The sequence below is a fragment of the Pseudomonas sp. HLS-6 TE3448 genome (assembly GCF_053629555.1).
The window spans coordinates 355,462-368,865 of the sequence record NZ_JBRJIO010000001.1 but is presented as its reverse complement, the minus strand read 5'-3'; the positions used below and the strand labels follow the sequence as shown (position 1 = coordinate 368,865).

Genomic DNA, 13,404 nt, shown 5'->3' with positions numbered 1-13,404 from the left:
CCAAGGAGTCAGCGAAATGGCCGCGAAGAAAATCCTGATGCTGGTCGGCGATTACGTCGAAGATTATGAAGTGATGGTGCCGTTCCAGGCATTATCGATGGTCGGCCATACCGTGCACGCCGTGTGCCCGGGCAAGGCCGCGGGGCAGACGGTACGCACGGCAATCCATGATTTCGAGGGTGACCAGACCTACAGCGAGAAGCCGGGGCACAATTTTGCCCTGAATTTCGACTTCGCCAAGGTACGTGCCGAAGACTACGACGCACTGGTGATTCCGGGTGGGCGGGCACCGGAGTACCTGCGCCTGAATGAGCAGGTGTTGCAACTGGTCAAGGCCATCGATCAGGCGGGCAAGCCGATTGCGGCCGTCTGCCACGGCGCCCAACTGCTCGCCGCTGCGGGCGTACTGGCAGGCCGCGAGTGCAGCGCCTACCCGGCGTGTGCACCGGAAGTGCGCTTGGCGGGTGGTCAGTATGTCGACATCGAAGTGACTCAGGCCCATGTTCAGGGCAACCTGGCCACGGCGCCTGCGTGGCCGGCACACCCGGCGTGGCTGGCCGGTTTCCTGGGCTTGCTCGGCACCCGGATCACACTCTGAAGGAGGCGGTATGTGCGAGCTCTACGTGAAGGCCGATCCCATTCTGTATGAGTCGCGCAGCCGCTCTTTGCGCATTCGCGGGGTCGTGACCACGGTGCGGCTTGAGAACCAGTGTTGGGATGTGTTGCAGGAGATCGCCGAGGTCGATGGAATGACCGTCAACCAGTTGATCACGAAGTTGTATGAAGAGGTGATGGCCTACCGCGGCGAGGTCGTGAATTTCGCCTCGTTCCTGCGGGTGAGCTGCATTCGTTACCTGAGCCAGCGTCAGGTAGCGCAGCCGGTGTCGTTGCGCGTCGTGGGATGAAACGCTGCGGCGATGAGACCCGGCTGGGCCTCATCGCCGTGCAGCTTACTTCACTTCTACTGCCAGGCTCTCGGCGATCTTGTGTTGCCAGATCGCTGGACCGGTGATGTGAACCGACTCACCTTTGCTGTCGACCGCAACGGTAACAGGCATGTCCTTGACCTCGAACTCGTAGATCGCTTCCATGCCCAGTTCGGCGAAGGCCAGCACCTTGGATTTCTTGATCGCCTGGGCGACCAGGTAAGCCGCGCCACCGACCGCCATCAGGTAGACAGCCTTGTTGTCCTTGATCGCCTCGATTGCAGTCGGGCCGCGCTCGGACTTGCCGATCATGCCCAACAGGCCGGTTTGCTCAAGGATCTGACGGGTGAACTTGTCCATCCGCGTCGCGGTGGTCGGGCCGGCTGGGCCAACGACTTCGTCACCAACCGGGTCGACTGGGCCTACGTAGTAGATGAAACGGCCCTTGAGGTCTACTGGCAGCGCCTCACCCTTGTTCAGCATCTCGACCATGCGCTTGTGCGCAGCGTCGCGACCGGTGAGCATCTTGCCGTTGAGCAGGATGGTTTCGCCCGGCTTCCAGCTTTGAACGTCTTCCGGGGTCAGGGTGTCGAGGTCGACACGGCGAGCCGATGGGCCGGCTTCCCAGACGATTTCCGGGTAGGCGTCCAGCGACGGCGCTTCCAGCTCTGCCGGGCCCGAGCCGTCGAGCACGAAGTGCGCGTGACGGGTTGCGGCGCAGTTCGGGATCATGCACACCGGCAGCGACGCAGCGTGGGTCGGGTAATCCATGATCTTGACGTCGAGTACAGTGGTTAGGCCGCCAAGGCCCTGGGCACCGATGCCCAGTTGGTTGACCTTCTCGAACAGTTCCAGGCGCAGTTCCTCGATACGGTTCTGCGGGCCGCGGGCTTTGAGCTCATGGATGTCGATGGACTCCATCAGTACTTCCTTGGCCATGACCGCAGCTTTCTCGGCGGTACCGCCGATGCCAATGCCGAGCATGCCTGGTGGGCACCAGCCAGCACCCATTGTCGGAACGGTCTTCAGCACCCAGTCAACGATCGAGTCGGACGGGTTGAGCATCGCCATCTTCGATTTGTTCTCGGAACCGCCGCCCTTGGCTGCCACATCCACTTCCACGGTGTTGCCGGGAACGATGGAGTAGTGAATCACCGCCGGGGTGTTGTCCTTGGTGTTCTTGCGAGCGCCAGCCGGGTCGGCCAGGATCGAAGCACGCAGGACGTTCTCCGGCAGGTTGTAGGCGCGACGGACGCCTTCGTTGATCATGTCGTCCAGGCTCATGGTGGCGCCATCCCAGCGCACGTCCATACCGACGCGCACAAATACGGTGACGATGCCGGTGTCCTGGCAAATTGGCCGGTGGCCTGTGGCGCACATGCGCGAGTTGATCAGGATCTGGGCGATGGAGTCACGGGCTGCCGGCGACTCTTCGCGCAGGTAGGCCTCGTGCATCGCCTGGATGAAGTCCACGGGGTGGTAATAGGAAATGAACTGCAGGGCGTCGGCAACGCTCTGAATCAGGTCGTCTTGCTTGATCACGGTCATGCAGCGCGCTCCTCTTAAAGACGGGAACATTCAATAAGGAGTTTCGACGCAAACGGGCTGTCGAAACGACTTTCAAGGCGCGCCGACTGGAGCTGGCGACGCAAAAAAGGCGCCGCAGTATAGCGTGCATCGGCAGTCGATACACGTTTGTGTCGTGCAACAAAGGTCGGCAGCAGACAGGCATCGATTTTGCGTGGTACGTCAGTGCAAACATGGCAATTGTTGTGTTCAGCGCCTAAAGTGGCACCTAGCCATCTTTCAACTTGTCGCCATCAATGGCAGCACGGTGAGTCATTTGTGACCGAAACAGCGCTGCAAAAGCTTCTCATCAAGCGTTTCCTCCTGGCTGTCAGCACCTACTCGCTGGTTGTGGTGCTGGCCTGGGTGGCATTTCTGTGCGGCCATTTCCTTGCGCCGCCGGGGTTGTTGGTGGCAGGCAGTGGCTTGATGCTGTTGACCCAAGTGCTGCTGGGCCTGGTTTTTCTCAGCGGGATCAACTTGCGCTTCAAGGACCCTAGCCTTACCGAGCTGCAGATCGTCCTGGCCTTGATCGGGCTGACCTGGTTGTTGGCCCACCTGGGGCAAGCGCGCGGAACCTTTATGGTGGTCTATCCATTGATCCTGATGTTTGGCCTGTTCCATTTGCGTGGTTGTGCATTTGTCCGCTGCGCCGCGCTGGTGTTTGGCTGCTTCCTTGTCCTTAATGGCTGGGAGGGCTTCACCGGCCGGATGGCCAACCCATCGCTTGCGTTGCTGCAAGGCAGTGCGTTGCTCGTGGTGCTGGTCTGGTTGTGCCTGTATGCCCGCTATGTACAAGCCTCGCGGCAACGCATACGCAAGCATCGCTTCGCCCTTCAAGCCCATCAGGACACCTTGCGCGGCATGATGCGTCAACTGGAGGAGTTGGTGGCCACTGACGAGCTGACCGGTCTGTTCAATCGCCGACATTTTCTGCGTCTGGCCGAGCAGGAGCTGGGTCGCATGGAGGCGGGTGGCCAACATGGTCTGGCGCTGATCGACCTTGATCATTTCAAGCGTATCAACGATGTGTACGGGCATGCGGTCGGCGACCAGGTCCTTCAGGCATTTGCCCGTATTGCCCGGGCGTGTTTGCGTGAAACCGACATCGTGGCGCGTTATGGCGGCGAAGAGTTTGTGTTGCTCCTGCCCCACTGCAGTGCCCAGCAACTGTCGGTGTGTTGCGAGCGTCTGCGCCGAGCCTTTGCCGAGGCTGAGCTGGCAGCAGTCGTCTTGCCAGGCTCGCATTTGAGCTTGTCGGCGGGCATGACCTTGCTCACCAAAGGTGATGATCTGGACGCGGCCTTGCACCGCGCCGACCAAGCCCTCTATCGTGCCAAGCATGGCGGTCGCAATCGTTGCCTGCCGGCTTGGGAGTATGCCGATGCCTGAACTGCATGTAGGGGAGCACTGCTGGACTGTGGCGGCCGGTAGCAACTTGCTTGATGCCTTGAATGACGCCGGTATGGCCATCCCCTACAGCTGCCGGGCCGGCAGTTGCCATGCCTGCCTGGTGCGCTGCCTGGAAGGTGTGCCGACCGATACCAATCCCGCTGCGCTGGCCGAGGAAAAGCGTCAGGACGGCTGGCGGTTGGCCTGCCAGTGTCGGGTGGACCAGGACCTGCGCATTGCGCGCTTTGATCCTCTTGAGGATGGTGTGCCCGCTGAAATCGTGGCACTCGACTGGCTCGCCCCTGAGGTGTTGCGCCTGCGTGTTGTGCCGCTTAAACCGTTGCGTTACCAAGCCGGCCAGCACTTGGTGTTGTGGACGGCCGCAGGTGTTGCCCGGCCCTACTCGTTGGCGAGCCTGCCGGGCGAAGAGGGCTTTCTGGAGTTTCATATCGACTGCCGTCGGCCTGGGCTGTTTTGCGATGCGGCTCGACAACTGCACGTGGGTGAAATGCTGCGCCTGGGGGAATTGCGTGGCGGGGCGCTGCACTATGACGCCGACTGGCAAGAGCGCCCGCTATGGCTGCTGGCCGCCGGCACGGGCCTGGCGCCGCTCTGGGGCATCTTGCGCGAGGCCTTGCGTCAGGGCCACCGCGGGACGATTCGGCTCTTGCACCTGGCGCCCGACCCGCACGCGCATTACCTGGCGGCGCCGTTGCAGGCGCTGGCGCGGGAACACCCATTACTGCAGGTGGAATTGATCACCCCAGAGCAGTTACCCGCTGCGCTGGCGGCATTGCGCCCACCGTCACGGCAAACCCTGGCGTTGGTTTGCGGCGCGCCGACCAGTGTGGAGCAGTTCGCCCGTCGACTGTTCCTGGCCGGCGTGCCGCGCAATCAGGTATTGGCGGATACCTTTACCGACCACGCCTGAAGCCTCCGGTGCGTCCGAACCTGGCCGCTAGCGCGCCTGACCGGCGTGTGCCAATGCCGCCAGCTCCGCCTCACGCTCAGCAATGGCTGCTTCGAGTTCAGGTGAGCGCTTGGCCCACTGTTCGGGTGGCAGGGGTTTTGACCATTCGCTGATCTCGGGGTACGGCAGGTCCGGTGGGGGTGAGAGCTTCCAGGTTTGCAGCATGAAGGCCAAAGGCGCGCCGAACACGAACAGGGCAAATACCAGCCATAGTGCCTTGTGCATGCGCCCAGTGACGGCATACTCGCGAATGCCATCCATGTAATTGCAACATTCGCCCCAGAAGACGTTTCGCCCTTTAAGCCTTGCGCGGGCACCTTCAAAGTCGTTGGCTTCAGGTAGCGCCTGCGGCCCGACTTCCATGTAACTGCGCATGCACTCCCACAAGGCCATTGCCGTGGTACCGCCGCCACAGTTGAAACCCAAGCTGAAATGCTGGTTACCTTCCTGTGCATCAGGATCGGGGTTATCAAAGCCGATGAATAACAGCCCCATTTCCATTCGCCCCCCTTGGCTGACGGTCGAATGCTGGACGGCTGCTGCGGTCACCGACTCCCACGGCACAATCCAGTATTCGCCGTCTTCGCGGGGAACGCAGACCTCGCGGCGTTGGCGATTGAAGCGCAACGGCAAGGGGACAGGACGGAACAGGCTTTGGATCAAAATAAATGATGGAACACCAACGATGAGTCCTGCTCCGATAGCGAAGATGTACCAGAGGTCATCATCCCAAGAGTAATACCCCATAATCAGAAACATCATCGCAAGGGGCCATATGACCATCACCCCTGATCCAATGCTGTAGCTCCCAATATCGAGAAACACCTCATTCTTGCGCCAGATGGTGTTGAGTACATCCGCCGGCGGTTCACCGGTCGGGATCGGCAGGGGTGCCAGGTAATCACGTTGTGAGAACAAGCGTTTTTGGGTTGTACCGGCTGCCGGTCTACTCATTTTCGCCACGTCGGCTGCAGGTAGCGCGAGCATTGCTGCTGGTCACTCAACAGGTAATGCCGGGCACTGTCCAAACCGGGAGTAGGATCGTCACGCAGGGCGACGACGCCATCTTTATGGGTGATGGTAAAGGCCACGCCCCGTTCGCCGCCGACAAAGGCGTCCTCGCCGAGCAGCGAGATCAGTGGTGTCCGGTAGTACACGCGCAGCGAAACATTGGCGGGGTTTGAACTGAGGTTGTTCGACAGGCGAAACTCACCGTGCAAACGCAGGCCTTGCCCCTCTTGGTGGGGTATCCAACTGCAGCGGCTTTCCGCCAGCCAGTATTTACCGACATCGCACCATAAGCGCGGCGGTGCCACGGTGCTGAGTGGGTTCATCTCCAGTTGCATATCCCAGGTATCACGATCGATCGGGTCACCGATCATGGCCAGCGCCAGGTAGGTACTGTGGGGTTCCGCACCCGGCAGGTCGAGGGTCAGGCTTCTGATGACCGAGAGGCTGCGTTTAATGTAGGGATGAGCTGAATAGGTCAGCGTGTTGAGCACCTCAACACTGACCTTCGGCGCATACAGGATGCGGTACAGCTGGGCGAACTCCTGCTGCTGCGCCTCGGGCGAAACGGGCCCCAGGTCGCGCGCCCGCCGTTTGGACCAGCAGCAGTAGGCGAGAAAAGCCTGCAAGGGCTTTTGCTGGAAAAACCAGGCGATCAGGTACAGCATGCCCAGCCCGGCGATCAGGATCGTGACCGGCCCCATCCAGAGTGAAAAACCTGCAATTGCGGCATCGACGGTCATGACACCAGCGATAGCCCTGGCGGTATAGGCTACACCGAGTAATGCTTGGGTGCCGAAAACCGCCACTTGAGCGCCAACGACGGAGTGGCGCATGTCCAGCCATGGATCTATAGAGTTGTGGGAGTTTTCCAGTTGCGTTTGTAGTGAGCTGAATTCTTTAAATGCTGCATAAAATGACAACCCACCAATAACACCACCAAACAACGTCAATACAGGTGCGCTTGCCCAGATATTATTAGGAAGCTTTGCTGAAACTTCTTTTACCCCCAACCCCTTCCGAATCTGCATATCCACCACCGCCGTCAACGCCGCCCCGGCGTACAGCGTCGCGGAAATCGTGTCGTTGATCCGCTGATTGTCCATCCCCTCCAGCGCACTGGCCTGGCTCAGGTAGCTATTGGCATTCCAGCTGTTGAGCAGGAGCACCATCAGGGCGATCAAGCCGCCGCTGTTTTGCACCACCTTGCTGTTGAAGATGCCCGCCGGTTGCCCCAGGCTAATGGCCCGCCCGGTCGACTGGGCCCAGCGCCACAGTTCCTCGGCCGAGTCACCAAACAGGCGCAGTACCGGTTTGCCAGCTTCGATGCCCCAGCGCGCCTCGGCCCCCGTGCCCAGTTTGATCGCCACCAGTAGGCTGTTCCAGGTCGGGCTCAGGGCCATGGCTTCCTCGCCCCTGAGCCGCAGCAAGGCCGCGCCGAGGCGTTTGACCAGGGTGTTCCATTCGCCATGGGGGGTACTGGCCCGCGCACCGATATCATCCAGGACCGCCCGGCTCAGCGGCGCCAGGGCCTTGGCCAGGGCTTCATAGGCGTTGCCGCGGTTTTCCTGGGCCAGGGCGCCGAGGATCTCGCTGTGGCGCGTGGCACTGTTCAGCGCCGCTTCCAGGGTTGGGCTCCAGGCGAAGAACAGCTGGCGCAGCACACCGGGGTCGGGGCTGCGGACATAGTAGGCATATTGTTCGGCGCCTTTATCGTGCAGGCACTGGGCACTGAGGCAGGCGGTGGCCAGGTGGTCGAGCCAGGCGCGAGTGCCGCTGTCGTCATAATCGACCCACCAGGTCGCACGGTGGTGACGCTTTAAATACAGGTCACGGTCGGCATACAGCAGCGCATGGCGCTCGTTGACCTGCGCGTAGTGGGCCGGTGCGGTGTGGTCGAGCCAGGTGTTCAGGGCCGGCAGGTCGATGTATTCCTCGACCCTGGCGCCCGCCCGCTCCGTGAGGTGGGTGACTTTTTCAGCGCGGTACTGGCTAACCAGGGTTTCGACTTCGTTGTACAGGTCAATCGGAATGAAAGCACGAACCGGGGCGGTGGCCTCGGCGATTTGCTCGCGCAGCGCCCAGAGTTTTTCATCCGCCTGCCGGGAGCTGTAGGTGTGCCCGCGTTGTTGTTCGATCAGTTGTTCTTCCTTGAGCAACTCGTCGAGGCGCCGGTGAGCCTTGAGCAGAATGTCGCCCTGCTCGGTGCTGAACTCGATTTCCCGGCCCGGGCCGCTGTCGTTGCTCTTGTGGTAAACGTAACGCAGCCGGCCCGCCACTTCCGCGGCATCCTCGGTGATCAGGCTGCGAACAAAGCCCCCCACGCTCAGGCGCAGGGTGTTGTCCTGGGTCCACTGCTCATGGCGGGTTTGCACCTGCTCCTGCTCATGGTTGATGTCGCGCAGCACGCCCAGCTCATCGTCCAGGCAGGCGAACACGCGGTACAGGGCCTTGGCCTGGGCGTGGATGGTCGCCAGCCAGTCCTTGACCTGCAGGGCGTCCCAGCGCTCGGCGCTCCATTCACCGGTGGGCGGGGTGTCGGCGCTCACTTCGGCGTACTGTTCCGCCGCCTTGGCCCGCTCCTGGTTGTGGTACATGGCATCGGTGTAGGCCTTGATGCTGGCCGGTGTGGGGTCCGCGATCATCTGATCGCCGAGGATTTCGGCGTGCTGCGCGTACTCCGTGCGCTGATATTCAATGGCCAGTGCCCGCAGGTAACTCTCAGGCAGTAGCTCGGCGAGCACCTGGTCGGCGTGTTCCCAGGGCGGGCAATGCGGCGCCTGCAGGGTGTCGGCCACCTGGCGCAAGTCCACGTGGCGCATGTGCCGGTCGCGTATCTTGCGTTCACTCAGCCGGGCACACTGTTCAGGCCCGATGGGGTGTTCGGTAAAGCTCATCCAGGCGTCGTGGTGTTTATCCAGCGCCAGGCCGACAAGGGTGCCATTGGCCACACGGCCAGGCGCGTCGTGAAGTGCCTGTTCCAGCAGCAGGCCGTTGTCGGCCACCGCATAGCGCTTGAGCGGGCCTTCGTGGTGCCACAGGTAGAGGTAACCGCAACGCAGCCGGCGCGCCGCCATGGCATGGCTTTGCGGCACAACCCCAGGGTCGCAGCACGGGTGGCTGGCCCACTCTTCGGCCAGGGCGTAGCGCACCGGGACGACGAAGATCTCGGGCTGCGAGGCTTGGCAAAGCTCGACCGGGCTATTGATGTCGACATGAGGGTGAGCCCTGGCGGCACGGTCGGCTTCGGCCAACTGGCAGACATAGGCTTTCTTTTCGGCGCTCATTCCATGCGCTCCTTGTTGTTGGGGGCAGTGCTTGTCAGTGAGGCACTGACCGCAAAGCGCCGAACGCTAGCAAAGATGCTTTGGGATTGATGTAGGGCGATTCCGAAAGCGTTGGTGCAGGCAGCGTGGCGCAGGTGCAGAAGGGCGTGTGGAGCGCAAAAACAAAAAAGCCCCGCAGTGTCTACTGCAGGGCTTTTGATGGGCTGGCTTGACCTTAGACGATCGGGTCGCCGACGTGCAGGATCTTCATGCCATTGGTGCCACCGATGGTGTGGTAGCTGTCACCCTTGGTCAGGATGACCCAGTCGCCTTGCTCAACCACGCCACGCTGGATCAACTCGTCAACCGCGGCCTGGCTGACTTTGTCCGCTGGCAGGGCTGCTGGGTCGAACGCTACTGGGTACACGCCACGGAACATCGAGGCACGAGCCTGGGTGGCACGGTGTGGCGAGAAGGCAAAGATCGGCACCGAGGAGCGCAGGCGCGACATGATCAGTGGGGTGTAGCCACTTTCGGTGAGGGCGATGATCGCCTTGACACCCGGGAAGTGGTTGGCCGTGTACATGGCCGCCAGGGCGATGCTTTCGTCGCAGCGCTCAAAGCGGGTGTGCAGGCGGTGGCTGGACTTCTGGCTGGTCGGGTGTTTTTCCGCGCCCAGGCAGATGCGCGCCATGGCCTGGACGGCTTCGACCGGATAGGCACCGGCAGCACTTTCTGCCGAGAGCATCACCGCGTCAGTGTTGTCCAGTACGGCGTTGGCGACGTCGGACACTTCGGCACGGGTCGGCATCGGGTTCTGGATCATCGACTCCATCATCTGGGTGGCGACGATCACGGCCTTGTTGTTGCGGCGGGCGTGCTGAATGATCTTCTTCTGGATCGCGATCAGTTCGGCGTCGCCGATTTCCACGCCCAGGTCACCCCGTGCCACCATGACCGCGTCGCTGGCGGCGATCAGGCCGTCGAGGGTTTCATCGTCGGCAACGGCTTCGGCACGTTCGATTTTTGCCACCAGCCAGGCCTTGCCGCCGGCTTCGTCACGCAGGCGACGGGCATACTGCATATCGCTGGCGTCACGCGGGAAGGACACGGCCAGGTAGTCCAGGTCCATCTCTGCAGCCAACTTGATGTCAGCTTTGTCTTTCTCGGTCAGGGCCGGGGCGGTCAGGCCACCGCCTCTGCGGTTGATGCCCTTGTGGTCAGACAGTGGGCCACCGATCAGCACGGAACAGTGCAGCGCATCCTCGGTAGCGGTTTCGACACGCATGACCACGCGGCCGTCGTCGAGCAGCAGTTCATCGCCGACGCCACAGTCCTTGACCAGGTCCGGGTAGTCGATACCGACGATGTCCTGGTTGCCCTCGGTCAGTGGGTGAGCCGTGGAGAAGGTGAAACGATCGCCGACCTTGAGTTCGATCCGCTTGTTGGCGAACTTGGCGATACGAATTTTAGGGCCTTGCAGGTCGCCGAGCAGGGCCACATGGCGGCCGAGGCGGGCGGCGATTTCACGGATCAGCTGGGCGCGAGCCTTGTGCTCTGCGGGGGTGCCATGAGAGAAGTTCAGGCGCGCGACATCCAGACCGGCGAGGATCAGTTGCTCGATAACTTCCGGTGAATTACTGGCGGGGCCGAGGGTGGCGACAATTTTGGTACGGCGGATGGTCATGCACAGACTCCTTTAGTGAAGCGCTGCGAAAGGCTACTCCTGAAAAAGCCTGTAGTCATTGTTCCTGTGTACTACCTTGCAGGCGGAGTGCAGGTCGTTTGAACCGTAGGACGTGTGTCGGGTGGCTCGTCTTCAGATTTGCGGCCAAAAGCCGATACACTGCACATCACAGGAGAATCCCCCATGCGAGCCTTGATAGTCTTAGCCTTGGCGACCAGTGTCGTCGGCTGTACCCGCTGGTCGATGGACCACCATTTGAATAATGCCTACCGTGCCTATGATCGGGGTAATTGCGAGCGGGTGATGCTCGAGCTGTCCCAGGTCGACCGTACCAGCCGAGCCCGGCCGTTCGTACAGCCGGAAGTCGCGATGCTGCGGGGGCAATGCCTGGAGCGCCAGAAGCTCTACCCGGACGCGGTGCAGACTTACCAGTACATCATTCAGCGTTACCCGCAGAACGAGTATGCGTTCCGTGCCCGGGCGCGTTTGCAGACGCTGGAACGCCTTGGCCACTACCGCGCAGGTGAGGAGGCGATTACCCGCCCGGCAGCGGTTACCTCCTGGCGCTAGTGCGAAAGTACTAGGGTTCGATTGTGACGTATGGGGTATGTTGCGCTAGTCTTGTCATAGGCAAGCGCCTCCCCATCGGCAGTACTAGCGCGACCCTGCTCAAGGGTTTCCGACAGTGGTTCGAACCATGTTTACCGAGCGCCATATCGAGCGACACCAGCTCCCTTATTTCCTCAAAGTCTTCAACCGCCTTACCGATCAGCCTATTGGTTACCTGGGTAATGTGTCGGAAGACGGCCTGATGCTGATCAGCCAGCTGCCTCTGCTGGTGGGACCGGATTTCGAGTTGCAGATCCGTTTGCCCGGCATTGACGGTGCCCAGCACCTGATCAATCTGACGGCCAGTTGCCTCTGGTGCCATGAGGACCAGACGCCAGGCCACTACGACTCTGGCTTCATGCTGCTGCACCCTCCTCGTGAGTATGATCACCTGGTGCTTGCCCTGCGCAACTACTTCAGCTTCTACCCATTGAGCGCTTCGGCTTGAGGTAGACTCGGGGGATTTTCTGATCAGGGAATTCCCGTGAGCTCCAGCATCTTCTGGCACGACTACGAAACCACCGGCATCAACCCCCGTAGCGATCGCCCGTTGCAGGTTGCCGGTGTGCGCACTGACCTTGAGCTCAACGAGATCGAGGCGCCGGTCAACCTCTACTGTCGACCCAGTGACGATATTTTGCCGCACCCAGCGGCGTGCCTGATCACTGGCATTACGCCGCAGCACTTGGCCGATCATGGCCTTGGCGAAGCTGAATTCATGACGCGCATTCATGCCGAGCTGGCGCGCCCGGGTACCTGTGGTGCGGGTTACAACACCTTGCGTTTTGACGACGAGGTCACGCGTTACAGTCTTTACCGCAACTTTTTCGACCCCTATGCCCGAGAGTGGCAAGGTGGCAATAGCCGTTGGGACCTGATCGACACGGTACGGGCCGCCTGCGCTTTACGCCCGGATGGCATCAATTGGCCTGAACAGGACGGACGCATCAGCCTGAAGCTCGAACTGCTGACTGCCGCCAATGGTATCGATCACGGCCAGGCGCATGAGGCGTTGTCCGACGTGCGTGCCACTATTGCGATGGCAAGGTTGATCAGACAAAAACAACCGAAGCTATACGACTGGCTGTTTCAACTGCGTAGCAAGCAGAAAGTACTCGACCATATTCGATTGATGCAGCCCGTTGTACATATCTCCGGTCGCTTTTCCGCCGCGCGTAATTATCTGGGTGTGGTGTTGCCTTTAGCGTGGCACCCACGTAATCGCAATGCACTGATTGTCTGTGACCTGCACCTGGATCCCCGGCCTTTGCTGGAGGAAGAGGCCGAGGTAATACGCCAGCATTTATACACGCGCCGTGAGGCGTTAGCCGAGGGGCAGCTACCGGTACCCTTGAAGTTGATTCACATAAATCGTTGCCCGGTGATTGCACCGTTGTCGGTATTGCGCAATGAAGATCAGCAGCGCTTGGCGCTGGATATGCAGCTGTATCACGACAGGGCTGCTGAGCTGCAAGGTCATCAGGCGATTGTTCAAGATAAGTTGAAAACGGTTTATGCCTCCGAGGAATTTTCGTCCTGTGAAGACCCCGAACAGCAACTGTACGAGGGTTTTTTAGGCGAGCGTGATCGTCGCTTGTGCGAGCAGGTGCGCAGTGTTGATCCACAACAATTGGTGAGCGGGCAATGGATGTTTGATGACGAACGCTTACCGGAGCTGTTGTTCCGTTATCGTGCCCGAAACTTTCCTGAGACCTTGAGTGCTGAAGAGCATCAACGTTGGGTCGAGTTCTGTCGACAGCGTTTGACGGACGAGGCCATGGGCGCGCCCAACACGCTGCCCGCCTTCGAACAGGCGCTGGAGGGCTGTTGGGCTCAGGCAACGGAGCAGCAGCGTGGATTGCTCGGTACGTGGCGTGAATATGTTCAGGCGCTGAAGGTGCGTTTACACATGTAAAATATTGCGAACATAAAAAACGCCAGCATGCTGGCGTTTTTATTACAGGCATCAGTATATGCCGG

General features: G+C 60.7%; 11 protein-coding genes. 7 read left to right on the top strand and 4 right to left on the bottom strand.

Going from position 1 to position 13,404, the window contains the following annotated elements; all coding sequences use genetic code 11:
• Window positions 1–16: 16 nt before the first annotated feature.
• The gene (locus AB7M23_RS01720; protein ID WP_099775685.1) at window positions 17–598 is read left to right on the top strand and encodes a DJ-1/PfpI family protein; all 582 of its coding nucleotides are present in this window, start codon (window positions 17–19) and stop codon (window positions 596–598) included.
• 10 nt (window positions 599–608) lie between these two features.
• Complete coding sequence (locus AB7M23_RS01715; protein WP_099775684.1) at window positions 609–905, top strand: ribbon-helix-helix domain-containing protein; 297 nt, start codon at window positions 609–611, stop codon at window positions 903–905.
• Between the two features lie 45 nt (window positions 906–950).
• Here the strand turns inward: AB7M23_RS01715 and AB7M23_RS01710 are convergent, their stop codons facing one another.
• Entirely contained in the window at window positions 951–2,474 is a 1,524-nt protein-coding gene (locus AB7M23_RS01710) for a fumarate hydratase (RefSeq protein ID WP_099775683.1), read from the bottom strand.
• A gap of 297 nt (window positions 2,475–2,771) precedes the next feature.
• On the opposite strand from AB7M23_RS01710, the gene AB7M23_RS01705 reads away from it, so the two are divergent.
• Entirely contained in the window at window positions 2,772–3,884 is a 1,113-nt protein-coding gene (locus tag AB7M23_RS01705; RefSeq protein ID WP_454240100.1) for a diguanylate cyclase domain-containing protein, read from the top strand.
• On the top strand, window positions 3,877–4,815 hold the full coding sequence (locus AB7M23_RS01700; protein WP_454240099.1) for an iron-sulfur-binding ferredoxin reductase: 939 nt from the start codon (window positions 3,877–3,879) through the stop codon (window positions 4,813–4,815). The genes AB7M23_RS01705 and AB7M23_RS01700 overlap by 8 nt, the downstream gene beginning before the upstream one ends.
• 27 nt (window positions 4,816–4,842) lie before the next feature.
• Here the strand turns inward: AB7M23_RS01700 and AB7M23_RS01695 are convergent, their stop codons facing one another.
• The 3 genes from AB7M23_RS01695 to pyk all read right to left on the bottom strand — a co-directional run bounded on the left by AB7M23_RS01695 (window position 4,843) and on the right by pyk (window position 10,815).
• Window positions 4,843–5,808: a DUF6708 domain-containing protein gene (locus AB7M23_RS01695; protein ID WP_454240098.1), complete on the bottom strand. Its 966-nt coding sequence runs from the start codon at window positions 5,806–5,808 to the stop codon at window positions 4,843–4,845.
• The gene (locus tag AB7M23_RS01690; protein ID WP_454240097.1) at window positions 5,805–9,149 is read right to left on the bottom strand and encodes a toxin VasX; all 3,345 of its coding nucleotides are present in this window, start codon (window positions 9,147–9,149) and stop codon (window positions 5,805–5,807) included. Before AB7M23_RS01690 ends, AB7M23_RS01695 begins: the two co-directional genes overlap by 4 nt.
• Before the next feature lie 214 nt (window positions 9,150–9,363).
• Entirely contained in the window at window positions 9,364–10,815 is a 1,452-nt protein-coding gene (gene pyk / locus AB7M23_RS01685; protein WP_454240096.1) for a pyruvate kinase, read from the bottom strand.
• A gap of 183 nt (window positions 10,816–10,998) precedes the next feature.
• Here pyk and AB7M23_RS01680 point away from each other — a divergent pair, with 183 nt between their 5' ends.
• The 3 genes from AB7M23_RS01680 to sbcB all read left to right on the top strand — a co-directional run bounded on the left by AB7M23_RS01680 (window position 10,999) and on the right by sbcB (window position 13,339).
• Entirely contained in the window at window positions 10,999–11,385 is a 387-nt protein-coding gene (locus AB7M23_RS01680; protein ID WP_065761856.1) for a tetratricopeptide repeat protein, read from the top strand.
• 127 nt (window positions 11,386–11,512) lie between these two features.
• Complete coding sequence (locus tag AB7M23_RS01675; RefSeq protein ID WP_065761855.1) at window positions 11,513–11,872, top strand: PilZ domain-containing protein; 360 nt, start codon at window positions 11,513–11,515, stop codon at window positions 11,870–11,872.
• A gap of 36 nt (window positions 11,873–11,908) precedes the next feature.
• Window positions 11,909–13,339 carry an exodeoxyribonuclease I gene (sbcB, locus tag AB7M23_RS01670; RefSeq protein ID WP_454240095.1) on the top strand — a complete coding sequence of 477 codons (1,431 nt, stop codon included), beginning with the start codon at window positions 11,909–11,911 and terminating at the stop codon, window positions 13,337–13,339.
• Window positions 13,340–13,404 lie beyond the last annotated feature (65 nt).

Coding starts and splice junctions, on each gene's coding strand:
- AB7M23_RS01695 (WP_454240098.1), bottom strand. CDS start 5,808: ATGAGTAGACCGGCAGCCGGTACAACCCAAAAACGCTTGTTCTCACAA.
- AB7M23_RS01690 (WP_454240097.1), bottom strand. CDS start 9,149: ATGAGCGCCGAAAAGAAAGCCTATGTCTGCCAGTTGGCCGAAGCCGAC.
- AB7M23_RS01675 (WP_065761855.1), top strand. CDS start 11,513: ATGTTTACCGAGCGCCATATCGAGCGACACCAGCTCCCTTATTTCCTC.
- AB7M23_RS01715 (WP_099775684.1), top strand. CDS start 609: ATGTGCGAGCTCTACGTGAAGGCCGATCCCATTCTGTATGAGTCGCGC.
- AB7M23_RS01720 (WP_099775685.1), top strand. CDS start 17: ATGGCCGCGAAGAAAATCCTGATGCTGGTCGGCGATTACGTCGAAGAT.
- AB7M23_RS01680 (WP_065761856.1), top strand. CDS start 10,999: ATGCGAGCCTTGATAGTCTTAGCCTTGGCGACCAGTGTCGTCGGCTGT.
- AB7M23_RS01700 (WP_454240099.1), top strand. CDS start 3,877: ATGCCTGAACTGCATGTAGGGGAGCACTGCTGGACTGTGGCGGCCGGT.
- AB7M23_RS01710 (WP_099775683.1), bottom strand. CDS start 2,474: ATGACCGTGATCAAGCAAGACGACCTGATTCAGAGCGTTGCCGACGCC.
- pyk (WP_454240096.1), bottom strand. CDS start 10,815: ATGACCATCCGCCGTACCAAAATTGTCGCCACCCTCGGCCCCGCCAGT.